This is a genomic window from Thioalkalivibrio sp. ALE31 (genome assembly GCF_000377405.1).
Taxonomy (GTDB): Bacteria; Pseudomonadota; Gammaproteobacteria; order Ectothiorhodospirales; family Ectothiorhodospiraceae; genus Thioalkalivibrio.
Genome location: NZ_KB905020.1, coordinates 573,458 through 594,972, shown reverse-complemented (window position 1 = coordinate 594,972; position 21,515 = coordinate 573,458). Strand labels below are relative to the sequence as shown.

General features: G+C 68.2%; 19 protein-coding genes and 2 tRNA genes. 13 read left to right on the top strand and 8 right to left on the bottom strand.

Annotated features, from left to right (window positions below; genetic code table 11):
* Window positions 1–8: 8 nt before the first annotated feature.
* Window positions 9–452, bottom strand: a complete 444-nt coding sequence (locus D103_RS0102735) for a DUF4399 domain-containing protein (protein WP_026280243.1) — start codon at window positions 450–452, stop codon at window positions 9–11.
* A 138-nt stretch (window positions 453–590) separates the two neighbouring features.
* Here D103_RS0102735 and gltX point away from each other — a divergent pair, with 138 nt between their 5' ends.
* The 4 genes from gltX (at window position 591) to D103_RS0102720 (ending at window position 2,460) form a co-directional block, all read left to right on the top strand.
* Complete coding sequence (gltX, locus tag D103_RS0102730) at window positions 591–1,997, top strand: glutamate--tRNA ligase (RefSeq protein WP_018875737.1); 1,407 nt, start codon at window positions 591–593, stop codon at window positions 1,995–1,997.
* 42 nt (window positions 1,998–2,039) lie between these two features.
* Window positions 2,040–2,115 (top strand) — tRNA-Ala (locus D103_RS0102725).
* 24 nt (window positions 2,116–2,139) lie between these two features.
* A complete protein-coding gene (locus tag D103_RS13670) occupies window positions 2,140–2,364 on the top strand; it encodes a hypothetical protein (RefSeq protein WP_026279239.1) in 225 nt (74 codons plus the stop codon).
* Window positions 2,365–2,384: 20 nt separating this feature from the next.
* Window positions 2,385–2,460, top strand: a tRNA-Glu gene (locus D103_RS0102720).
* Window positions 2,461–2,574: 114 nt separating this feature from the next.
* Here D103_RS0102720 and D103_RS0102715 read toward each other — a convergent pair.
* The 6 genes from D103_RS0102715 to D103_RS0102690 form a co-directional block, all read right to left on the bottom strand.
* Window positions 2,575–6,390, bottom strand: coding sequence for an AAA family ATPase (locus tag D103_RS0102715; RefSeq protein WP_018875736.1), 3,816 nt, complete (start codon window positions 6,388–6,390; stop codon window positions 2,575–2,577).
* 159 nt (window positions 6,391–6,549) lie between these two features.
* Window positions 6,550–7,041: a hypothetical protein gene (locus D103_RS0102710; RefSeq protein ID WP_018875735.1), complete on the bottom strand. Its 492-nt coding sequence runs from the start codon at window positions 7,039–7,041 to the stop codon at window positions 6,550–6,552.
* 129 nt (window positions 7,042–7,170) lie between these two features.
* A complete protein-coding gene (locus D103_RS0102705; RefSeq protein ID WP_018875734.1) occupies window positions 7,171–7,434 on the bottom strand; it encodes a hypothetical protein in 264 nt (87 codons plus the stop codon).
* Between the two features lie 18 nt (window positions 7,435–7,452).
* A complete protein-coding gene (locus tag D103_RS0102700; protein WP_018875733.1) occupies window positions 7,453–8,859 on the bottom strand; it encodes a deoxyribodipyrimidine photo-lyase in 1,407 nt (468 codons plus the stop codon).
* Entirely contained in the window at window positions 8,859–10,421 is a 1,563-nt protein-coding gene (locus D103_RS0102695) for a cryptochrome/photolyase family protein (RefSeq protein ID WP_018875732.1), read from the bottom strand. Before D103_RS0102695 ends, D103_RS0102700 begins: the two co-directional genes overlap by 1 nt.
* Window positions 10,422–10,445: 24 nt before the next feature.
* Window positions 10,446–11,456 carry a MerR family transcriptional regulator gene (locus D103_RS0102690; RefSeq protein WP_018875731.1) on the bottom strand — a complete coding sequence of 337 codons (1,011 nt, stop codon included), beginning with the start codon at window positions 11,454–11,456 and terminating at the stop codon, window positions 10,446–10,448.
* 113 nt (window positions 11,457–11,569) lie between these two features.
* Here D103_RS0102690 and D103_RS0102685 point away from each other — a divergent pair, with 113 nt between their 5' ends.
* Complete coding sequence (locus D103_RS0102685; protein WP_018875730.1) at window positions 11,570–13,480, top strand: thioredoxin domain-containing protein; 1,911 nt, start codon at window positions 11,570–11,572, stop codon at window positions 13,478–13,480.
* Window positions 13,481–13,773: 293 nt separating this feature from the next.
* Here the strand turns inward: D103_RS0102685 and D103_RS0102680 are convergent, their stop codons facing one another.
* The gene (locus tag D103_RS0102680) at window positions 13,774–14,586 is read right to left on the bottom strand and encodes an inositol monophosphatase family protein (protein WP_018875729.1); all 813 of its coding nucleotides are present in this window, start codon (window positions 14,584–14,586) and stop codon (window positions 13,774–13,776) included.
* A 148-nt stretch (window positions 14,587–14,734) separates the two neighbouring features.
* On the opposite strand from D103_RS0102680, the gene D103_RS0102675 reads away from it, so the two are divergent.
* The 8 genes from D103_RS0102675 to hscA all read left to right on the top strand — a co-directional run bounded on the left by D103_RS0102675 (window position 14,735) and on the right by hscA (window position 21,511).
* Window positions 14,735–15,478, top strand: coding sequence for an RNA methyltransferase (locus tag D103_RS0102675; RefSeq protein WP_018875728.1), 744 nt, complete (start codon window positions 14,735–14,737; stop codon window positions 15,476–15,478).
* 56 nt (window positions 15,479–15,534) lie between these two features.
* Complete coding sequence (cysE, locus tag D103_RS0102670) at window positions 15,535–16,362, top strand: serine O-acetyltransferase (protein WP_196799349.1); 828 nt, start codon at window positions 15,535–15,537, stop codon at window positions 16,360–16,362.
* Window positions 16,363–16,420: 58 nt separating this feature from the next.
* Entirely contained in the window at window positions 16,421–16,933 is a 513-nt protein-coding gene (locus D103_RS0102665; protein WP_018875727.1) for an Rrf2 family transcriptional regulator, read from the top strand.
* A gap of 6 nt (window positions 16,934–16,939) precedes the next feature.
* The gene (locus D103_RS0102660) at window positions 16,940–18,163 is read left to right on the top strand and encodes an IscS subfamily cysteine desulfurase (protein WP_018866827.1); all 1,224 of its coding nucleotides are present in this window, start codon (window positions 16,940–16,942) and stop codon (window positions 18,161–18,163) included.
* Between the two features lie 54 nt (window positions 18,164–18,217).
* Entirely contained in the window at window positions 18,218–18,628 is a 411-nt protein-coding gene (iscU, locus tag D103_RS0102655) for a Fe-S cluster assembly scaffold IscU (RefSeq protein WP_018866826.1), read from the top strand.
* 7 nt (window positions 18,629–18,635) lie between these two features.
* Window positions 18,636–18,959: an iron-sulfur cluster assembly protein IscA gene (gene iscA / locus D103_RS0102650; RefSeq protein WP_018875726.1), complete on the top strand. Its 324-nt coding sequence runs from the start codon at window positions 18,636–18,638 to the stop codon at window positions 18,957–18,959.
* Window positions 18,960–19,063: 104 nt separating this feature from the next.
* Window positions 19,064–19,591: a Fe-S protein assembly co-chaperone HscB gene (hscB, locus tag D103_RS0102645; protein WP_018875725.1), complete on the top strand. Its 528-nt coding sequence runs from the start codon at window positions 19,064–19,066 to the stop codon at window positions 19,589–19,591.
* Window positions 19,592–19,627: 36 nt separating this feature from the next.
* On the top strand, window positions 19,628–21,511 hold the full coding sequence (gene hscA, locus D103_RS0102640; RefSeq protein WP_019592974.1) for a Fe-S protein assembly chaperone HscA: 1,884 nt from the start codon (window positions 19,628–19,630) through the stop codon (window positions 21,509–21,511).
* Window positions 21,512–21,515: the final 4 nt, after the last annotated feature.

Here is a 21,515-nt window from a genome sequence, read left to right as displayed (position 1 = left end):
GTACAGATCTATTCCACCGTAATCGTGATCTTCTCGGAGACAACGGGCGGGTCGAAGCTGATGTGACGGTAGTCCATGAACAGCAGTTGCAGGGTGTATTCGCCGGGTTCCAGTTCCAGCTCGCCCTCGGTCTGCCCGCCGCCGAAATGGCGCTTGTGGTCGGAGAAGGGCAGCGAGGCGTCCAGGTCCACCTCGTCGAGCGGCTTGTTCACCAGCAGGTGGTGGTGGCCGGTGTTGTCCATCTCCACACCGGCCGGGGCGACACCCATGCCGCGCAGGCCCATCTGGACCCGCACCGGGCTTTCGAGCGTTTCGCCATCCTGCGGGCTGATGAAATAGACCTTCGCGCCATCCGGCGGCGCGATGCGGTCGCTGCCCATGGCACTTCCGGCCAGCGCGAGGCCTCCCGTCAGCACGAGCAGCGTGGAGAGCCGAGTAAGAGCGGTATTCATGGGTACTCCTTGGGCCCGGGTTCGGCCGGTCTGTGTACTCATTTCGAGTATAGTCGGCGGTCCGCGCGGCAGTGCAGTGGCGTTCTGCTACCCTATGCGCCTTCGTTTTCCACCTCCCGATCGAGACGAGTAGCCCGCATGAGTTTTCGCACCCGTTTTGCCCCCAGTCCGACCGGCTATCTGCATATTGGCGGTGCCCGCACCGCGCTGTTCTCCTGGCTGTACGCCCGCCACCACGGTGGCGAGTTCGTACTGCGGATCGAGGACACCGATCTGGAGCGCAGCACCGCGGAGTCGGTGAATGCGATCCTCGAGGGCATGAACTGGCTGGGGCTGACCTACGATCACGGGCCGTTCTACCAGACGGAACGCTTCGACCGGTACAAGGAAGTGATCGACGAGTTGATGGCCGCAGGCCAGGCCTATCGCTGCTACTGCACCAAGGAAGAGCTGGACGCGATGCGCGAGGAGCAGAAGGCGCGCAAGGAAAAGCCACGCTATGACGGTCGTTGCCGTGCGCGCACCGAGCCGCGCGAGGGCGTGGAGCCGGTCATCCGCTTTCGCACGCCGGACGAGGGCGTGACCGTCGTCGATGACATGGTGCGCGGCAAGGTCGCGTTCCAGAACAGCGAGCTGGACGACCTGATCATCGCCCGCTCCGACGGCTCGCCGACCTACAACCTGACGGTGGTGGTCGACGACATGGACATGGGGATCACCCATGTGGTCCGTGGCGATGACCACCTGAACAATACCCCGCGCCAGATCAACATCCTGAAAGCGCTGGGCGTGGAACCGCCGCGCTACGGCCACCTGCCGATGATCATGGGCCCGGACGGTGCCAAGCTGTCCAAGCGCCACGGCGCGGTCTCGGTGATGCAGTACCGTGACGAGGGCTACCTGCCGGAGGCGCTGCTGAACTACCTGGTGCGCCTGGGCTGGGCCCACGGCGACCAGGAGATCTTCTCGGTGGACGAACTGGTGCGGCTGTTCGATATCGAGGACGTCAACCAGTCCGCCTCGGCGATCAACCCCGACAAGCTCCTGTGGCTGAACCAGCACTACATCAAGACGCTGGACCCGGATCATGTGGCGCTGGAGTTCGGCTGGCACCTGGGCCAGCTGGGCATCGATCCGGCCAATGGTCCGGCGATGCGCGATGTGGTGATCGCGCAGCGCGAACGCGCGCGCACGCTGCGCGAGATGGCCGAGAACAGCGTGTACTTCTATCGCGAGTTCGAGGACTACGACGAGAAGGCCGCACGCAAGCAGCTGACCGCCGAGGCAAAGCCCGTGCTGCAGACCCTGCACGACGGGTTCAGCGCACTGGGCGCCTGGGAAAAGGAGCCGCTGCACGAGGTGGTGGTGCATACCGGCGAGCGCCTGGAGTTGAAGCTCGGCAAGGTCGCACAGCCGCTGCGCGTGGCCCTCACCGGGGGTACGGTCTCCCCGCCTATCGATGATACGCTGGTGCTCATCGGGCGCGAGCGCGCCCTGGCCCGCATCGACCGCGCGCTGGCGAAAATTTCCGCCGAAGCGGGTTGACACATTTCGGGGTGCTGGCTACAGTACGCGCTCGCCTGACACGGGGCCATAGCTCAGCTGGGAGAGCGCCTGCATGGCATGCAGGAGGTCGGCGGTTCGATCCCGCCTGGCTCCACCACTCAGGTGATTTGCGAGTTCATCAATGCATCGTTTCGGGGTCATATCACTCTACGTTGGATTGGTGCTGGCAGTAGTCGGATTGATCGGCGGATTCGGGCTGATGCTCACCGGGGAACAGACCTGGTCCAAGCCCCTCATCGCGCTGGTACCGATCGGGTTTTTGCTGGTATTCAACGGTCTGGTGACGACGCTTCTGCATCGGCCACCGGGTAGCGAAGAAGACCGGCCCAAAGGCCCACCGGAATAGCAACAAGACGTTGCCTCTACGTCCCCATCGTCTAGAGGCCTAGGACACCGCCCTTTCACGGCGGCGACCGGGGTTCGAATCCCCGTGGGGACGCCATATCCCGAGAAGGCCCGAACCGGAAGGTTCGGGCCTTTTCTTTTTTGGGTGGTGGCAGCACCACCGCCGCGGCCCCGGTTGCGGTCTGCCCCGTTCGCTGGATCGTGTCCGGCCTCAGGCGAGGCGGGGGTCGCGCTGGCGGGGTTCGTCGGGGTGCGGGCGGGGGATGATGCAGTGGTTGATGCGCAGGAGTTCGCGCTCGGCCCAGGACTGCACCTGGGGGTCCGTGGCGTAGCGCGCATGGTCCAGTAGGGCCTGGCGCTCGATATTGGGGTTGCCCTGTTCGTGGGCGATACGGCGGGCGCGCTCGAGTTCGTGCCAGCCTTCTTCGTCGCGTCCCTGGCTCTGGTCGAGCAGGGCCACGGCGCGCAGGCGCCGGACCGGCGCTTCGAACGCGAGGTCGCCCCGCTTGCGGCAGCCGGCCAGGGCGTCGTCGGCGACGCTCAGGCGTTGGTCCGCCGCGGCGCCGCTGGCCTGCAGGGCGTCCAGCAGGATGTACTGGAAGATGGTGTTGACCCCGTCCATGATGTGACGCATGGCCTCCACCTGCTGCTTTATGGCCTGGCAGGCGTCGCCCTGTCCCTGGCGGGCGAGGGCCCAGCTCTCGAGGGTGATGCCGGCGGCGCGCCACAGCGGGTAGTCGTAATCGTGCGCGATGGCGAGCGTTCGGCGTGCCGCCGGCAGGGTGGAGTCCGGATCCCCGCTGTAGAAGCCGAGCACGGCGCGGAAGGCCTGCACGAAGGCCTCGGTGGGCCGATGGCCGAGTGCGACCGCCTGCTCGCAGGCGGTGTCCATCTCGGCCCAGGCGCGCGCGTGGTTCCCCAGGTGGAGCAGCGTCCAGGCCATGAAGCCGCGCGCGCTGATGGCCGGGTTCTCGGTGTGCCGGGCTACCAGGGCGGCGTGGTCTTCCTCGCGATAGAGCTCCACCGCCCGGGTCTGATGTTCCAGGGCCTCGGCGAAGCGACCGGTCCAGAAGTGGGTGTTGCCCTGTACGTAATGGGCGGCGATCCGCAGCAGGCGGTCGCCGGATCGCTCGGCGAGCTGTTCCATCTCCCCGGCGAGACGGTGGGCCTCGGTGAAGCCATGCCAGGAGCCGGCGCCGTGCCACAAACCCCACAGCACGCGGAAGTACTGCACCGGATCCTGCTCCGGCGCGGTCAGGTGCATGGCCCGTTCGAAGATGTCATTGACCGTGCGTGAGCCATAGCCCAGCAGGGCCAGATTGGACGCGCCGAGCCCGCCGAGGGCGCGCAGCGTGTTGTGTTCCAAATCCGTCGGCTCATGTTCCTTGTGAGCCTCCGGATGGCGCTCCAGGCAGGCCAGGGCATCCTCGAAGTAGTGCGAGGCCTCGGGCAGGAGGCCGCGCGCGAACGCCGCCTCGCCGGCATGCAGCCAGGCGCTGACCGCCTCGGGGTAGCGAGCGGCATGGTAGAGGTGGCTGGCGATGCGGCCCCAGTCCGCGGTCTGCATGCCGTTCTCGCCGTCTTCCTGCATCAGGTCGGCCAGCTGGCCGTGCAGGCGCGTGCGTTCACTCAGCAGCATCGACTCGTAGGCCGCCTGACGGAACAGGGCGTGGCGGAAGCGATAGCGCACGCCGTCCACCATGCCGGCGGGTTCGATGAATCCCTTTCCGGTCAGCCGGGTCAGCTGCCGCCGGATGGTGTCGGCGGGTTGACCACGCAGTCGGCTGAGGATGCGGGTATCGAAGTCGCGGCCGATGACTGCGGCCGAGTGGGCCAGTTCCCGGGCGCTGCCCAGCTGTTCCAGGCGTGCGACCAGCAGGTTGGAGAGACCGGGTGGCAGGGTGTCCGGGAGCTGACCGCTGCGGGCAGCCTCCAGGGCATACCGCGTGAGTTCCTCGAGGAACAGCGGCACGCCTTCGCCGCGTTCGACCAGCTGGTCGCGCAGGCCGCTGGCCAGGCGGCCGTGGGGGTCCAGGCGATCGACCAGGTCGCGGGCGGCGGCATCGTCCAGGCCGTGCAGGCGGATGTGCTGCAGCGAGAGATCGCGCCAGGAGGAGCGGAAGCTCATGCGCGCGGTCAGGATGGCCATCAGGGGCTGGTGCTGCAGGCGCTGGTACAGCCGGCGCAGGAACTCCGCCGTGCCCGAGTCCATCCAGTGGAGATCGTCGCAGATCAGGAGGGTCGGACCGTGGGCGGCGCGCCGCTGCACCAGTTCGACCAGGGTGTCGATGATGCGGTCGCGGTCCAGCCCTTCGTGGGCGAGGCTTTCGGGACCGTCGGCGTCCGGATGGGTGAGCCAGTGGGCCAGGCGTGGCGCAAGCTCCGGGGCGACCCCGGCATGCTTGAGGGCGCCGGCGAGTCGGCGCTTCCGGGCATCGCGCAGGGTGTCGTGTCCCATCCAGGTGGCGAAGGCCTGGCGTACCGGGGCCAGGAGCTGGCGGGCGCGGTCTTCACGGCACTTGAGCAGGTAGCGTGAGCGGGCCTGGCCGCGGACCTGGAGATCGAGCCCGCGGGCCAGGCGGCTCTTGCCCAGACCGGCCTCGCCCTGAACCAGCACGAAGCGGACCTCGTCGCGGTCGAGCACCTGATCCCAGTGGCTACGCAGTGCCTGCAGTTCCGGGCTGCGGCCGGTCAGCGGCGTCAGGCCACGCAGGGTCTGGGCATCCACGCGGTCCAGCGGACCGGGATCGCCGGTGACGCGGTAGGCGCCCGTGCCGTCCTCCGCCTCGCGGAAGCTGAAGTAGCCGGACACGCGGGCATGGGTGGGTGCGCTGACGCGCAGGGTGCCGGGGTCGGCGCGCTGGGCGCACTCGTGTACGCGGGCGGTGAGCTGGCCGGCGGGGTCGGGCAGATCCGGGTCGGCGCCGGTGACGATCAGGTCGGTATCCACGGCGAGGCGCAGCTGGCAGTCACCGGGGGCGCTCTCCAGCGCCTGCCAGGCGGCATGCACGGCGTCGACCGTCGCCTCTTCGCGTCCGGCGGGATAGCCGAAATAGGCGAGCAGGCCATGGCCGGGCGAGGGCACGACATGGCCGTGGTGGCTCAACAGGACGAAGTCGACATGCTCCAGCGTGCGGTTGACCTGTTGCTGCTGGATCTCGATGTCGGCGTCGGCATCGGGCTGTACATGGCAGGCCACGACCGTGACCCGACGGCGCTCGGGGCGCAGGGTGGCGGGCTCGGCATCCTCGGGGCTGGCGTGCTGATGGCTGGCCTCGGCGCGTTCGGCGCCCAGGATTTCCTCGCGCGTGCGCGCCAGCAGTTCGCCCGGGGGCTTGCCGGCCTCGGCCTCCAGGTGGGCATAGTGCTCGAGCGCGCGCTTGGGGTGGCCGCTGGCCGCCAGGGCCTTCATCAGGAGGTGGTGCAGGGTCTCGTCGTGGGGCTCCATGGCCAGCAGGCGGTGGAGCTCGGCCAGCAGGGGTTCGCCCTCGTTGGGCTTGGCGAGTTCGGGGAGATTGTGGCCGATGAAGACCAGAAGATTCTGCCAGTGATGGTCGCGCTGGGACTGGGCCCAGGCGGATAGTTCCGGCAGGTCCTGCAGGGCGCGCAGGCCCTCGAGGAAGTGTCCGCGGTACTCGCACACAATGGCCAGGTCCGGCGGGGGTGCCGTGGTCTCCCGCCCCTCGGTCGTGCGGCGCTCGGAGCGCGCACGCTGCAGGGTGAGGAAGTCGATGCGCGAGTCCGCTTGCGGCTGGAAGCGCACATAGCGGGGCGTCGTGTCGAGCAGGGGCGGGTCGCCGGCGGGTAGCTGGCGACGCAGCTGGAACAGGCCCTGGCGCAGGTTGACCCGGGCGCTGTCGGCGTCCAAGTCGGGCCAGAACAGGCGCGCCAGTTCCTCGCGCGGGATACGCCGCGGGCTCTCGGCCGCCACATAGGTGAGGAGCAGGCCGAGTTTCGTCCCGGAGAGAGCGGGTATGTCACGGTCCTCCACGCGCACGCCGACGGTGCCGAAGGTCGTGATTTCCATATGCGCCAAGCAGGTCTCCCGTCTTCTTCGTCAGCGGCCGTTTGTGGCCTTCCGCGATCCGGTCAGGGCGTTCGTGTACCGGGCCGCCGCCGCATTTGCGGTGCAGGGGCGGGCCCCATCTCCGTCCGGGTTGATTGTACCGGCATTCCGCGGCCGGGGTCAGTCAATGCGGATGGTTGCATAGCCCTGGTTTTCGTAGCCCATGATCGAGAGGAACGTGTTGCCGACCAGGTGAATCCCGGGCAGCAGGTCGTCCTGTTCGAGGTCGAAGCGCCGCGTGGCAATGCTGCAGGCCTCCATGTGGATGCCGTCCAGTTCCAGCAGGCCCTCCAGCCGTTCGTGGATATGGCGCACGGTGGAGACGTCCTCGATATCGAGGTGGTCGGTGGAGCGGGCGATCAGCCCCGCCGCGCCGCCCCGGAAGGCAAACACCATCTCCGGCTCCAGGCCCTGGCGCTGCATGTCGTCGTAGGTCTCGCGGATCACGCTCAGGCGGGCGATCAGCCGGTCGGGTTCGCCGATGGTGATGTCCCAGAGGATGCGCCCGGTGTCCATGCCGGCAATGGCACGCTGATCGCCGGGTTTGTCGGCGAGTGCCAGGCCGGGGAGCAGCAGGGCACCAAGCAGGAAAGATGCAAGTAAGCGGTGCATGGCAGTCGTCCCTTTTGGCGGAGATCCTGTTACGAGAGTAGCAGTCCCGCGCGCGCTGCGTGCAGCGATGTCGGGTCGACGCCGGGGGAACGGCCGCGCCCGGAGTCGGGCGCGGCCGTCGGCAGTGGCTTAGTGCCCGTGGTGGCCGTTGTGCAGATATTCCACCGCTTCGAGGGTCTGGACCTGGATCTCGCGCACCGGGATGAAGCGCGAGGCGCCCGGCCTGACGACCTCCTCGGTGATGCGGATACGGTAGGGAGCCTCGTGGTTCAGCAGCTGGCCGATGAAGCGCTTGCCCTCGTGGGTGACGCGTACCGGGGTGGTGTCGTCGTAGCGGCTGAAGTTGTAGCTCACGTCCTTGGGGTACTGCAGGTTCTGTTCGGAGAAGCTCATGGTAGGGGCCTGTTTCGATCAGTGGTCTTTGATGGCCTGGAAGGCCTCGAGTGCGGCCTGGCGGCTGGCTTTCAGGTCCACGATGGGGGCCGGATAGCCGCGTGCGCCGCTGGCGCCGGGCGCGTGAATATACCGCGTTTCGACGTCCTTGAGTACGGGGACGAAGCGGCGCACGAAGGCGCCGTCGGGGTCGTGGCGTTCGCCCTGGGTTTGCGGGTTGAACACGCGAAAGTAGGGCGCGGCATCGGCGCCGCAGCCTCCGGCCCACTGCCAGCCCAGGGTGTTGGCGGCGAGGTCGGCATCCACGAGGGTGTCCCAGAACCAGTGCGCGCCGTGCTGCCAGTGCAGGCGCAGGTTCTTGGTCAGGAAGGAGCCGACCACCATGCGCAGGCGGTTGTGCATCCAGCCGGTCTCCCACAACTGGTGCATGGCGGCATCGACGATCGGGAGCCCAGTGCGGCCCTGCTGCCAGGCGCGCAGGTCCGCCGCGTCCTCGCGCCAGGGGAAGGCCTCGAAGCGCGGGTTCAGCGGTCGTTCCGGGGTGTGCGGGAAGTGATAGAGCACGTGATGGGCGAAGTCGCGCCAGCCGAGCTCGCGCACGAAGGCCTCGGGTCCTCCGTGGTCCGGATGCAGGCCGGTTTGGCGCAGGGCGCGCAGGATCTGGCGCGGGGAGAGCTCGCCGAAGTGCAGATGCGGTGACAGGCGCGAGGTACCGTCATGGTCCGGGCGGTCGCGTTCGCTGGCGTAGGCGTGCAGCGCGCCGTCGAGGAATTGCGTCAGCCGCTGGTGGGCCGCGTCCTCCCCGGGCGTCCAGGCGGCGCGCAGGCCCCCGGCCCAGTCGATCTCGGGCAGGAGTCCGAGGTCTTCCGGGCGCAGGCTGGCGGGCCAGGCATCGGGGGGCGGCAGGTCGTTGGGCGCGGGCAGCGGGTCGCGATCAATGCCGCGGTGCAGGCAGGCCTTCCAGAATGGGGTGAAGACCTTGTAGGGCCGGCCCTGGCCGGTTTCGACCTCCCAGGGCTCGACCAGCAGGTGGGCATTGAAGCTGTGGACTTCGAGGCCATCGGCGCGCAGGCCGGCCTTGATCTCCGGGTCGCGCAGGACCCGGGCGGGCTCGTACAGGCGGTTCCAGTAGACGGCAGTGGCACCGGTCTCGCGTACCAGGGTCCGCAGGGTGTCAAGGGCGGGGCCGGCGCGCAGGATCAGGCGCGAACCGTTCTTGCTAAGGTCCTGGTCCAGCGCCTGCAGGCTGTGATGCAGCCACCAGCGGGATGCGGCCCCCGGTTGCCAGGGCGCCTCGTCCTCCGGGGCATGGATGAACACCGGGATGACCGGCCCGCCGCGCTCGCTGGCGGCGTGCAGGGCAGGCTGGTCGGCCAGGCGCAGGTCGCGGCGCAGCCAGACGAGGGTGGGGCCGGGGCGCGGCATCAAATACGGTCTCCCTGCGCGAGTGTGTTGCGGATGTGGTGGGCCTGGGCGCGGATGGCCTCCAGGCGTTCGGGGTCCATCTTCTCGAGGTGCTTCCACTGCAGCGCGGTGCGCGGGTGGCGGGCGAAGCGCTCGCGGTGACGGTCGAGGAAGTCCCAGTAGAGCGTGGTGAACGGACAGGCCTTCGCACCGAGGGCCTCGGCCGGGTCGAACGGGCAGTGCCGGCAGTAGTTGCTCATGCGCTGAATGTAGCGGCCGGTGGCGACGTACGGCTTGGAGGCCATGCGGCCGCCGTCGGCATACTGCGACATGCCGACCACGTTGGGGAGTTCCACCCACTCCACGGCATCGACGTAGATACCCAGATACCAGGCATGGATCTCGGCCGGGCGCACGCCCAGGAGCTGGGCGAACAGCCCGGTGACCATTAGTCGCTGGATATGGTGCGCATAACCGCGTTTCAGGGTCTGGCCCACGGCCTGGTGCAGGCACTGCATGGAGGTGTCGGCGTCCCAGTAGAGGGCCGGCAGCGGCTGCTCCGCCTCCAGGGCGTTCCATTCGTGCCAGGCCTCGCCAAAGTGGAAGTACAGCCCGCGCACGTATTCGCGCCAGCCGAGGATCTGCCGGATGAACCCCTCGACCGCGGGGAGCGGCGCATGGCCGTCGCGCCAGGCCTGTTCCGCCGCGTCGATCACCGAGCGCGGATGGATCAGGTGCAGGTTGAGCGCGGCGGACAGGCGGGCGTGATAGAGCCACGGCTGGTCGGTCCACATCGCGTCCTGATAGGTGCCGAACAGGGGCAGGCGGTGCTGGATGAAGTCGGCCAGGGCCTGTTGTGCCTGTTCCGGGGTGACCGGCCAGTCGAACGCATCCGTCTGGCCCGCCAGTTCCGGCAGATACCGGGCGACGGCATCCCGGCATTCGCGCGTGATCTTGTCGGGTTCGAAGGCGACGGGGGGCGGCAGCAGGCCGGGCCCGTCCCGGCCGAAATGTCCGCGGTTGTCGGCGTCAAAGTTCCACTGTCCGCCGGCGGGTTCGTCGCCATTCATCAGGATGCCCAGGGCGGCTCGCTGCTGGCGGTAGAAGTACTCCATGCGCAGCTGCTTGCGCGTCCCGGCCCATTGCTCGAAGGTCGTCTGCGACACCAGGAAGCAGGGATCCTCGCGGACCTCCAGTGGCACGCCCCGGGTGCGGCAGGTGGCCTCAAGCTGACGGCATACACGATGTTCCCCCGGCTGGAGGACGATCACCCGGGTCGGCTGGAGCCGTTCCAGGTCGGTGTCCAGGGCCTCGCCCAGGGTTGGCTCGGGGTGCTCCCCGAGATGGCGATAGTGAACGCTCAGGCCTGCCTTGCGGAGCTGCCGGGCGAAGTGGCGCATCGCCGACAGAAACAGGGTGGTGCGGGCCGCATGCGAGAGGACGTGGCGGGATTCGTGGGCCACCTCGGCCATCCACACGGCATCCCGGTCGGGGTCCAGCTCCTGCAGAACCGGGTGGTCGGGGGCGAGCTGGTCGCCGAGCACAACCAGGAGGGTGCGCACGGATGCGGCGGAGGTGGCCACTGAGCCGGGAGGCGCGCGCGGCGGCTACTGGGGCAGGTGCCGGGAGAGTCGTGCGGCGGCCTCCAGCGGCGGTCCGGGCAGAACCTCCACCGTGCGGCCGTGCTTGACCTTGGAAAGCTCCAGCGCGGCCGAGCCGGCAAGGTAGCAGGGCGGTCCGGCTTGGTTGAGGATGGCCTCCACCCGGGGCAGTTCGGGGCTGCGCATCAACTGCGAGGAACCATGGATGATCAGCGCCGGGGCACGCAGACGGCGCATCAGCGTCTCCAGGCCCTCGGGGCTGGTGGCGTCGAACAGGGGCAGGGTCTTCAGGCCGCGGCGGGCGCAGGCAAGCTGCAGCAGCAGTCCGCCGACTTGCTGGTGGCCGCCGCCGAGCACCAGGCAGGGGTAGGACGGGTCGTCGCAGGCGCGCGTGGCCGAGCGCAGCTGGTCCGCGAATGCCGCCGTGGCCCAGGCGGCGAACACCGCCAGGCGGACCTCGCCCTCGGCATTGTGTCGGGATTCCTCGCGCAGGCGGCGGTACACCTCGAGGAAGGCGCTTTCGTGCACGCCATTCCAGCCGTGGCGCATGACCAGCCGGGCGTAGACGCGATCCAGCTCCCCTGCATCCAGATCCGTGACCGAGTCGTACAGTGCCTCGGCAACCGGGTCCATGGTGTGGGGTGCGATCCCGGGGCCGGGGCTGTCGCGATGACGGGGCGTTGTGGTGGTGTCCGGGGCGTCTTCGGTCGCGTCCGGATCCGGACGGGGAGTGGCGGCTGCGGGTTCGTCGTCCAGAACCCGGTGGACCTGGGAGACCGGGATGCCCTGGTCCAGCAGTTCCATGATCCGCTTGATGCGGGCGATATCGCCGGGGCTGTAGAGCCGGTGGCCCTTGGGCGTGCGCATGGGACGAATGAGCCCGTAGCGACGCTCCCAGGCGCGCAGCGTCACGTCGTTAATGCCCGTCTCCGCGCACACGTGCCGGATCGGGTACAGGCCTTCTTCGTCTTGAAGTTCGATGTGCGTTGCGCTCGCCATGGAGAAATTGTACGACATTTATACAGCGCATGTACAAGTGCCGGATCCCGGATGCGATCCGCGGAGACCATTGGGCTGCAGGGATGAACCTTCCCGGTCTTCGCGTCCCAAAGGGTAGCAACCTTTTCTAGATGCTGCTGGAGGGTCACATGTTTGCAACGCCGGAAAATCGCCGGGCCGGTCTGGTCGTTTCGCTGCTGGTCGCAGCCCTCGCGATGCCCGGCGCGGCGCAGGCCAACCCCGAGATGGCCGACAGCATCTCGCCCTACCTCCGGCTGCACACGGACGACCCCGTCCAGTGGCGGGCCTGGGATCCGGCCCTGCTGGAACAGGCCAGGGAGGAGCGGCGGCCGCTGTTGATCTCCAGCGGTTACTACTCCTGCTTCTACTGCCATGTCATGCAGGAAGAGAGCTTCCAGGACGAGGGCATTGCCGAGCGGCTGAACGAGAATTTCATCCCGGTGAAGGTCGATCGCGAGGTCGACGGGGCGCTGGACAGCTACCTGCTGGAGTTTCAGCGCGCCACCGCCGGGAGCGCGGGCTGGCCGCTCAACGTGGTGGTTACGCCCCAGGGGCATGCACTGACCGGCGTGGTCTATGCCCCGCGCGATCAGTTCGCCGAGTTCCTCGACGGCATTACCGAACGCCTGGAGGCGGACTACGACCGGCTGGTCGATCTGGCGCGGCGCGGCAGTGACGAGCTGACCCAGCAACTGCGTGCGGGCGAGGAGCCCCTGTCGGAAAGCCGTGCCGGCCGCCTGCCGCAGGTGTTGTGGAGTCGCCTGGAGCGCGAGGCCGACGACCTGCAGGGCGGGTTCGGCAGCTCCACCAAGTTCCCGCATTCGCCGTATCTGCACGCGATGCTGGAGGCCGTGCAGGCGGGCACCGCGCCTGGCTGGGTCGGCGAGTTCCTGGAAATCACGCTCGACGAGATGGCCCACTCCGGTCTGCGCGACGTGCTGGGGGGAGGTTTCTTCCGCTATTCCGAGTCGCCGGACTGGAACGAGCCCCACTTCGAGGTGATGCTGGAGGATCAGGCCCAGCTCGCGCTTTTGTATCTACGGGCCGGTGAGCATTTCGGTCGCGAAGACTGGATCGAGCTGGGGCTGGAGAACCTCGACTTCGTCAAGCGCGACATGGCCCTGCGCGAGGACGAGACCGGCGAGCAGGCGGATACCGCCGAGGGTGGTTTCCGCGGGTTCGCCTCCAGCCTGTCGGCGGTCGACGAGGAAGGGCGTGAGGGGGGTGCCTACCTGTGGCCCGAGGCGGATCTGGAGTCCGCGCTGGCGGACCATGACTACCCGGACCTGGTGCGCGCGTGGTTCGGCATGGAGGGGAGTTCCGTGTTCGATCTCGGCTACCTGCCCCGGCGCGGCGCGGGGGTCGAGGCCCTGGCGGAGCGCTTTGACCTGGACGAGGCGGAGGTTCGCGAGCAGGTGAACGCCGGGCGCGAGATGCTGATCCGGGCGCGCGAGGCGCGCGGCCTGCCGCGGGACGAAAAGGTCCTGACCGGGGCGCATGGCCTGCTGCTCTCCGCCCTCGCGGAGGGGGCGCAGCATGACGAGCGCTTCCGAGAGGCGGGTGCGGCGGTGCACGGCTGGCTGCTGGAGGTCGCTTCCGATCCCGACCAATTGCCCACGCTTATGGGGCTGCCCGCGGATCAGGCCGGGACGGCCACGCTGAATGATTACGCCTTTGTCGCGCGCGGCCTGCGGGACTGGAAGCCCGCCACGGGCGAGGGCGAGCAGGGGCCGGCGCTGGCACTGCTGGAGGCGGCCTGGGAACGCTTCCGCGATGACGACGGCTTCCGCTCGGAGCCGGAGCCGCCGCTGCCGGGGATGATCTCGCAGCGCTTCCATCCGGCGGTCCATCGGCCGTCGCCGACGACCCTGATCTTCCGGCTCAGCGCGGAGTGGCGTGATGCCAGCGAAGCGGTGGATGCGGCGTTCGCGGAATACGACCTGCGCCCGGGGCGCGCCATCGAATCCGACCCGCACCACCACGCCCGCCTGATCCTCTGGCTGCAGCAGCGCGATCGCTGAAGGGCTTGTTGGGTCACCACGAAGCGCACGAAGGCACGAAGAAGGTCAAGGTCAAAGGCGGGTTGACCACAGAGGACACGGAGTTCACGGAGAAAACTTGGAAGGCTTTCAGGTCGGCGGATGGCTTTGGCGGCGTTTAGCGGCTTCGGCGGACCGCGAGGGTTTTACCCCGATGCGACGGACGTTCTTGACCCGAACTCGGCCTTTATCCGTGTCCTCTGTGCTCTCTGTGGTGCAACCGCCCTTGACCTTCTTCGTGCCTTCGTGTGCTTCGTGGTGACCCAACAGGCCCTTCAGGTGTCGGAGCGGGCGGAGGCTTCCTTTTCGGCCTTGTGCAGGCGCTGGAGCATCGCCTTGAGGACCTTGGGGTTGCCGGCGACGACGTCGCCGCGGCGCATCACGTCCGGGTTGCCCTGCCAGTCGCTGACCACGCCGCCGGCTTCCTGCACCAGCAGCAGGCCCGCGGCCATGTCCCAGGGCTGCAGGCCCATCTCCCAGAAGCCGTCGAAGCGCCCGCAGGCGACCCAGGCCAGATCCAGCGCGGCCGAGCCCGGGCGGCGCACGCCGGCCGTGCCCGGGATCAGGTGGCGCAGGCTGCTGAGGTAGCGTTCCAGGTCCTGGCCCTCGCGAAACGGGATGCCGGTACCCAGAAGCGCGCCGTTGAGGTCCTTGCGCTCGGAGACCCGGATGCGGCGGCTGTTGAGGAAGGCACCGGCACCTCGGGTGGCGGTGAAGAGCTCTTCCTTCAGCGGGTCGTAGACCACCGCCTGTTCCAGCCGTCCCTTGTGCTTCAGCGCGATGGAGATGCCGTACTGCGGGATCTCGCGCAGGTAGTTGGTGGTGCCGTCCAGCGGGTCGATGATCCAGACGAAATCGGCGTCGGCACCGCTTTGCTCGCCGCCTTCCTCGGCCATGATCGCGTGATCGGGGTAGGCGCGGCGCAGGGTCTGCACGATCGCCTGTTCCGCCGAGAGGTCGACGTCCGAAACCCAGTCGTTGCGGGCCTTCTCGCGGGTATTCATGCGATCCGGCCGGCCCCAGGCGCGGGTGGTGATGCGTCCGGCCTCGCGGGCCGCCGATACCGCCGTGTTCAGCATGGGGTGCATGGGGGTCTCCTGGTGTTCTGCGGGGTGTCCGGCGGGCGCCTGTGGCGCGCCGCGGGAAGGCCGCGAACAATACACAAGCGGCTCTTTCTTGGGAAGTCGTGACCGTGCGCGTGTACAATCCCGCACCGTTCAATACAGGGCCCCGGGAATGGAAGAACGCCTCGGTCGGGTGCGGGTCGTGCTGGTGGGCACGACGCACCCCGGCAACATCGGTTCCGCCGCACGTGCGATGAAGGCCATGGGGGTGACCGACCTCGTGCTGGTGGCGCCGGAGCGGTTCCCGCATGCCGATGCAACGGCGCTGGCTTCGGGCGCGGACGATCTGCTGGCGGGTGCGCGCGTGGTCGAGGATCTCGCCGCCGCGATCCGCGACTGTGTCTGGGTGGTGGGGACCAGCGCCCGTCTGCGGACCCACTCGGTACCGGTTCTGGGGCCCGCTGACGCGGCCGGGCAGGCGCTGGCGAACGCCGCCGAGGGGCCGGTGGCCCTGGTCTTTGGCCGCGAGCACAGCGGTCTGACCAACGCCGAACTCGATCATTGCAATGCCTTTGTGCAGATACCCACCGTCCCCGATTTCAGCTCCCTGAATCTGGCCGGCAGCGTTCAGGTGATGACCTACGCGCTGCGCATGGCGGCGCTGAATGGCGAAGCACCCGCCGTGTCCGGAGCCGAGCCGACCGGGGTGGAGCGGGACCCGCCCGCGACCCAGGCGGAGATGGAGGGGCTGTTCCGGCATTTCGAGCAGGCCCTGACCACCATCGACGTGCTCGATCCGGACAACCCGCGCCACCTGATGCGGCGCCTGCGCCACCTGTATCTGCGGGCCGGCCTGAGCGCCAGCGAGGTGCGCATGCTGCGCGGTATATTGACGCACACGGAAAGGGGCCGCTGAGGGCGCGTGCGGGGCACGTGATACCTTAGTGCGATACTCAGGAATGAGGCCGGCCGATGTTTGACAGGATGCGCGAGGACATTCGCTGCGTGTTTGACCGCGACCCGGCGGCACGCAACGCCTTCGAGGTGCTGACCGCGTACCCCGGGCTGCATGCCCTGTGGTATCACCGCCTCGCGCACTGGCTGTGGACGCATCGCCTGCGCTGGCTGGGCCGGGTGGTCGGCAACTTCAGCCGCTGGCTCACCGGCATCGAGATCCATCCCGGTGCGACCATTGGCAGGCGCTTCTTCATCGACCACGGCATGGGCGTGGTGATCGGCGAGACCGCCGAGGTGGGCGACGACTGCACGATCTATCACCAGGTCACCCTGGGCGGCACGACCTGGGAGGGGGGCAAGCGCCACCCGACGCTCGGCAACGAGGTGGTCATCGGGGCGGGTGCCAAGCTGTTGGGCCCGATCCACGTTGGCGACCATGCGCGCATCGGCTCCAACGCGGTGGTACTGAAGGACGTGCCGGCCGATGCGACCGCGGTCGGCATCCCGGCCCGGGTCATCGGGCCACGGCCCGAGCCCGATCCGCGATTCCAGCAGATGGCCGACCGCATGGGCTTCGATGCCTACGGCCTGTCGCGCGACATGCCCGACCCGGTGGCCAACGCGATCCACCGTATCGTTCAGCGTGTGCACGACCTGGACGAACGCATGGAGCGGGCCTGCCAGGCGCTCAAGCGCGCCGGGATCGATCCGGGCGAGGCCCTGGGCGAAGACGATTCCGGCCCGCTGGAGGCCTGCGATCTGGAGGGCCTGGAGCCGGACGAATGCGAGGTCCCGGGAGCCGCCACGAGCGAACAAGAACGTAAACAGCAGGGGAATACTTGATCGTTTTTGTCAGGTATTGCTAAGCTTGCCGGCAAATGACCGACAAGTGCACTCAACCATGAAACTGACGACCAAAGGCCGCTACGCCGTGACCGCCATGCTGGATGTGGCGATGCACACCCGCAACGGGCCGGTATCCCTGGCCGAGGTGGCGCGCCGGCAGAAGCTTTCATTGTCCTATCTGGAGCAGCTCTTTTCCAGGCTGCGCCGCAAGGGGCTGGTGAACAGCAGCCGCGGGCCGGGCGGAGGCTATGCCCTGAGCCGGGATCCGGAGGGCATCAGCGTCGCCGATATCGTGGTGGCGGTGGACGAGCCGGTGGACGTGACCCGCTGCGGTGGCAAGGCCAACTGCAATTCCGATTCGCGCTGCCTGACGCACGACCTGTGGACCGATCTGAGCCAGCAGGTCTACGACTTTCTCAGTACCCGCTCGCTGGCGGATGTGCTGCAGCGCCACCGCGAACAAATGGAAAAAGACGGTGTGCAGGAGGTCGTGATGCACGGCGCCTCCCTGCAGGCCTCGTCCGACAAAAGCCATGCGGCCGCCGAGACGGCCGCGGAGAGGAGCTAACGCCCCATGAGTGACCTGAAACTGCCGATCTATCTCGACTATTCCTCCACCACGCCGGTCGATGAGCGCGTGGCGGAAAAGATGGCGGGCTGCCTGACCAAGGACGGGCTGTTCGGGAACCCGGCCTCGCGCAGCCACAGTTTTGGCTGGAACGCGGAGAAGGCGGTCGAGAACGCCCGGGGCCAGGTGGCCCAGCTGGTGGGCGCCGATCCGAAGGAGATCATCTGGACCTCCGGCGCGACCGAGGCCGACAACCTGGCGATCAAGGGTGCTGCGCACTTCTACCAGCGCAAGGGCAAGCACATCATCACGGTGAAGACCGAGCACAAGGCCGTGCTGGACACCACGCGCCAGCTTGAGCGCGAAGGCTTCGAGGTCACCTACCTGGGCGTGAAGGAAAACGGCCTGGTCGACATGCAGGAGCTGGAAGACGCGATGCGTGACGACACCATCGTGGTCTCGGTGATGCACGTGAACAACGAGATCGGTGTCATCCAGGACATCGAGGCGATCGGCAACCTGTGCCGCGAGCGCGGGATCGTGTTCCATGTGGACGCCGCGCAGTCCACCGGCAAGGTCGCGATCGATCTGTCGAAGCTGCCGGTAGACCTGATGAGCTTCTCCGCGCACAAGACCTACGGTCCGAAGGGCATCGGCGCGCTGTTCGTGCGGCGCAAGCCGCGGGTGCGTATCGAGGCCCAGATGCACGGCGGTGGCCACGAGCGCGGCATGCGCTCCGGCACGCTGGCGCCGCACCAGATCGTCGGCATGGGCGAGGCATTCGCGATCGCCGGTGCCGAGATGGGTCCCGAGCTGGAGCGCGTGCGCATGCTGCGCGACCGCCTCTGGGCCGGTCTCGACGGCATGGAAGAGGTCTACCTGAACGGTGACCAGGAACAGCGTGTCGCGCACAACCTGAACGTGTCGTTCAACTTCGTCGAGGGCGAGAGCCTGATCATGGCGCTGCGCGACATCGCGGTGTCCTCCGGCTCGGCCTGCACCTCGGCCAGCCTGGAGCCGTCCTACGTGCTGCGCGCACTGGGCCGCGACGACGAGCTGGCACACAGCTCGATCCGCTTCTCCATCGGTCGCTACACCACCGTGGAGGAGATCGACCATACGGTCGAGATCGTGCGCGCCGCGGTCGCCAAGCTGCGCGAGCTCTCCCCGCTGTGGGAGATGTACCAGGACGGCATCGATCTGAGCACCGTCGAGTGGGCGGCCCACTAGGGGCCCGCTCGACACCACTAACGCAACGCGTACACACGCAACAGGAGAACGGTCATGGCGTACAGTGACAAGGTTCTGGACCACTATGAAAATCCGCGCAACGTCGGCAGCTTCGACAAGAACGACGACACGGTCGGCACCGGCATGGTCGGCGCCCCGGCCTGCGGCGACGTGATGAAGCTGCAGATCAAGGTCAACGACGAGGGCATCATCGAGGACGCCAAGTTCAAGACCTACGGCTGCGGCTCGGCGATCGCCTCCAGCTCGCTGCTCACCGAATGGGTGCGTGGCAAGACCCTGGAAGAGGCGAGCCAGATCAAGAACACCCAGATCGCCGAAGAGCTGGCCCTGCCGCCGGTGAAGATCCACTGCTCCGTGCTGGCCGAGGACGCCATCAAGGCGGCGGTGTCGAACTACCAGGAGCGCCACGGCCAGGCCGCGGAAGCCGAGAAGAAATCTGCCTGAGGGCTCTATGGCGATTACAGTGACCGAACCCGCGGCCGAACGCATCCACAACTTCCTCGAGAAGCGGGGCAAGGGTGTGGGCGTTCGGCTGGGCGTCAGGACGACCGGCTGCTCCGGCATGGCCTACGTGGTGGAGTTCGCCGACGATATCGAGGACACCGATACGGTGTTCGAGGATCGCGGCGTGAAGCTGGTCGTGAACCCGAAGTCCCTTGTGTACCTGGATGGCACCGAGCTGGACTTCGGCAAGGAAGGCCTGAACGAGGGGTTCAAGTTCAACAACCCGAACGAGAAGGCCCGGTGCGGCTGCGGTGAAAGCTTCAGCATCTGACTGAGCCTCGCACGCGGGGTGGTGCATGGCGGTTGCCCGGGGATACGTCCCCGGTGGCTGTCGTACCACCCCTTTTCTTTTGCAAGCCCGTCGCAAGGGACGCAATGAACGACTCATTCGAGCAGTTTGACCTGCCGGTGGCCTTCGAGGTCGACCGGCAACAGCTGGACGAGCGCTTTCGTCGCCTGCAGGCGGAACTGCACCCGGACCGCTTCGTGCGCCAGGGTGACCAGGCGCGCCGCATGGCGGCGGCGGTGGCGGCCGACGTGAACGAGGCCTACGCGATCCTGGGTGACGACTACCGCCGGGCGGTGCACCTGCTGGAACGGACCGGGGTGGCCTTTGACCCCGAACGCGATACCAGTCAGGACATCGAGTTCATCGAGGCGCAGATCGAATGGCGTGAACGCCTGGAGGAGACCGCGGCGAGCGGGGATGCGGCCGGACTGGAAGCGGTCGCGACCGAGCTGGCGCAGGCCCGCGCCGAGGCACGGGCGAAGGTGGCGGATGCCCTGAAGGAGCCGGGGACCCCGGCGCCGGATGCCAAGGACCGGGTGCTGGAGCTGCGCTTCTTCGATCGCCTGCTGGAAGAAACGAAACGAACCCGACAGAACCTGGCGCGCGGCAAGTAGCACCCGCCGCGCCCGTGTGAAGGAGCCGAATACCCGATGGCGTTATTGCAGATCACCGAACCCGGAGCCGAGTCCGCGCCGCACCAGCGCCATCTCGCGGCCGGGATCGACCTCGGCACGACCCACTCGCTGGTCGCGACCGTGCGCAGCGGCGAGGCGGACACGCTGCCCGACGAACAGGGTCGGCATATCCTGCCGTCGGTGGTGCACTATGCCGCGGATGCGGTGAGCGTGGGGCATGCGGCTGCCGAGCACGCCGCGGATGACCCGCACAACACCATCGCCTCGGTCAAAAGGCTCATCGGGCGCGGCGCGGCGGACGTCGCCACGCTGTCCGGCGAGCTGCCGTTCCGGCTGAAGACCGGCGAGTCCAGCGTGCCGCGCATCGAGACCGCCGCGGGCGACAAGACGGCGGTGGAGGTGTCCGCGGAGATCCTGCATACCCTGCGCCAGCGGGCCGAGGAGACCTTGGGCGACGAACTCGAAGGCGTGGTGATCACCGTGCCCGCGTACTTCGACGATGCCCAGCGCCAGGCCACGCGGGACGCCGCACAGCTGGCCGGCCTGAATGTCTTCCGCCTGATCAGCGAGCCGACCGCGGCGGCGGTCGCCTACGGACTGGACCAGGGCGAAGAGAACACCATTGCCGTCTATGACCTGGGCGGCGGTACGTTCGATATCTCTATCCTGCAGCTGCGCCGCGGGGTGTTCGAGGTGCTGGCGACCGGCGGTGATTCCGCCCTGGGCGGCGACGACATCGACCGCGCCATCGCCGACTGGCTGCTGAACCAGGCCGGCATGGCCGGAGAGACCGATCCGCAGCGCCTGCGCCGCGTGCTGCTGGCCGCCCGCCAGGCCAAGGAGGCCCTGACCGATGCCGCGCGTACCCCGGTCGAGGTCAGGCGCGCCGACGGCTCCACCTGGTCCGGCGAGCTGGATCGCGACACCCTGGTGGAGCTGGCGCGGCCGTTGCTGGAGCGCACCATGGCCGCCTGCCGGCAGGTGCTGGAGGATGCCGGGCTGGAGCCCGGCGCCATCGACGAGGTGGTGCTGGTGGGTGGTTCCACCCGCATGCCGGCGGTGCGCGAGGCGGTGGAGGGCTTCTTCGGCCGCACCCCGCACGCCGGCATCGACCCGGACCGCGTGGTCGCGATCGGGGCCGCGCAACAGGCGGACATCCTCGCCGGCAACAAGCCGGATACCGAACTGGTGCTGCTGGACGTGATCCCGCTGTCGCTGGGGCTGGAGACGATGGGCGGTCTGGTCGAGTTCATCGTCCCGCGCAACACCACCATCCCGGTCACGCGGGCGCAGGAGTTCACCACCTTCAAGGACGGCCAGACCGCGATGTCGCTGCACGTGGTGCAGGGCGAACGCGATGTGGTCGATGCCAACCGCTCGCTCGCCCGGTTCACATTGTCGGGCATCCCGCCGATGGTCGCGGGTGCTGCGCGCATTCGCGTGACCTTCCAGGTGGACGCCGACGGCCTGCTGAACGTAACGGCACGCGAGCAGACCCAGGGTGTGGAGGCGCATATCGAGGTCAAGCCGAGCTACGGCCTGACCGATTCCGAGATCGAGCAGATGTTGCGCGATTCCGCCTCCTCCGCGCGCGAGGACATGGAGGCGCGGCGCTTGCGCGAGGAACAGGTCGAGGCCGACCGCGTGCTCGAGGCGCTGGACGCCGCGCTGGAGACGGACGGTGACCGCTACCTCGAGGCCGCGGAACGCCAGACCATCGAGCAGGCGCGCGACGCCCTGCGCGCCGAACGCGAGAAGGGGGCCGACCCCGACGCCATCGAGGCGGCGCGCAAGCGCGTGGAGCAGGCCTCCGAGGCCTTTGTCGCGCGGCGCATGAATGACAGCATCCGGCGCGCGCTCGCCGGACACAACGTTAGCGAATACGACGCAGGGAACTGACACC

Coding starts and splice junctions, on each gene's coding strand:
- D103_RS0102735 (WP_026280243.1), bottom strand. CDS start 452: ATGAATACCGCTCTTACTCGGCTCTCCACGCTGCTCGTGCTGACGGGA.
- gltX (WP_018875737.1), top strand. CDS start 591: ATGAGTTTTCGCACCCGTTTTGCCCCCAGTCCGACCGGCTATCTGCAT.
- D103_RS13670 (WP_026279239.1), top strand. CDS start 2,140: ATGCATCGTTTCGGGGTCATATCACTCTACGTTGGATTGGTGCTGGCA.
- D103_RS0102715 (WP_018875736.1), bottom strand. CDS start 6,390: ATGGAAATCACGACCTTCGGCACCGTCGGCGTGCGCGTGGAGGACCGT.
- D103_RS0102710 (WP_018875735.1), bottom strand. CDS start 7,041: ATGCACCGCTTACTTGCATCTTTCCTGCTTGGTGCCCTGCTGCTCCCC.
- D103_RS0102705 (WP_018875734.1), bottom strand. CDS start 7,434: ATGAGCTTCTCCGAACAGAACCTGCAGTACCCCAAGGACGTGAGCTAC.
- D103_RS0102700 (WP_018875733.1), bottom strand. CDS start 8,859: ATGCCGCGCCCCGGCCCCACCCTCGTCTGGCTGCGCCGCGACCTGCGC.
- D103_RS0102690 (WP_018875731.1), bottom strand. CDS start 11,456: ATGTCGTACAATTTCTCCATGGCGAGCGCAACGCACATCGAACTTCAA.
- D103_RS0102685 (WP_018875730.1), top strand. CDS start 11,570: ATGCTGCTGGAGGGTCACATGTTTGCAACGCCGGAAAATCGCCGGGCC.
- D103_RS0102680 (WP_018875729.1), bottom strand. CDS start 14,586: ATGCACCCCATGCTGAACACGGCGGTATCGGCGGCCCGCGAGGCCGGA.
- D103_RS0102675 (WP_018875728.1), top strand. CDS start 14,735: ATGGAAGAACGCCTCGGTCGGGTGCGGGTCGTGCTGGTGGGCACGACG.
- cysE (WP_196799349.1), top strand. CDS start 15,535: ATGTTTGACAGGATGCGCGAGGACATTCGCTGCGTGTTTGACCGCGAC.
- D103_RS0102665 (WP_018875727.1), top strand. CDS start 16,421: ATGAAACTGACGACCAAAGGCCGCTACGCCGTGACCGCCATGCTGGAT.
- D103_RS0102660 (WP_018866827.1), top strand. CDS start 16,940: ATGAGTGACCTGAAACTGCCGATCTATCTCGACTATTCCTCCACCACG.
- iscU (WP_018866826.1), top strand. CDS start 18,218: ATGGCGTACAGTGACAAGGTTCTGGACCACTATGAAAATCCGCGCAAC.
- iscA (WP_018875726.1), top strand. CDS start 18,636: ATGGCGATTACAGTGACCGAACCCGCGGCCGAACGCATCCACAACTTC.
- hscB (WP_018875725.1), top strand. CDS start 19,064: ATGAACGACTCATTCGAGCAGTTTGACCTGCCGGTGGCCTTCGAGGTC.
- hscA (WP_019592974.1), top strand. CDS start 19,628: ATGGCGTTATTGCAGATCACCGAACCCGGAGCCGAGTCCGCGCCGCAC.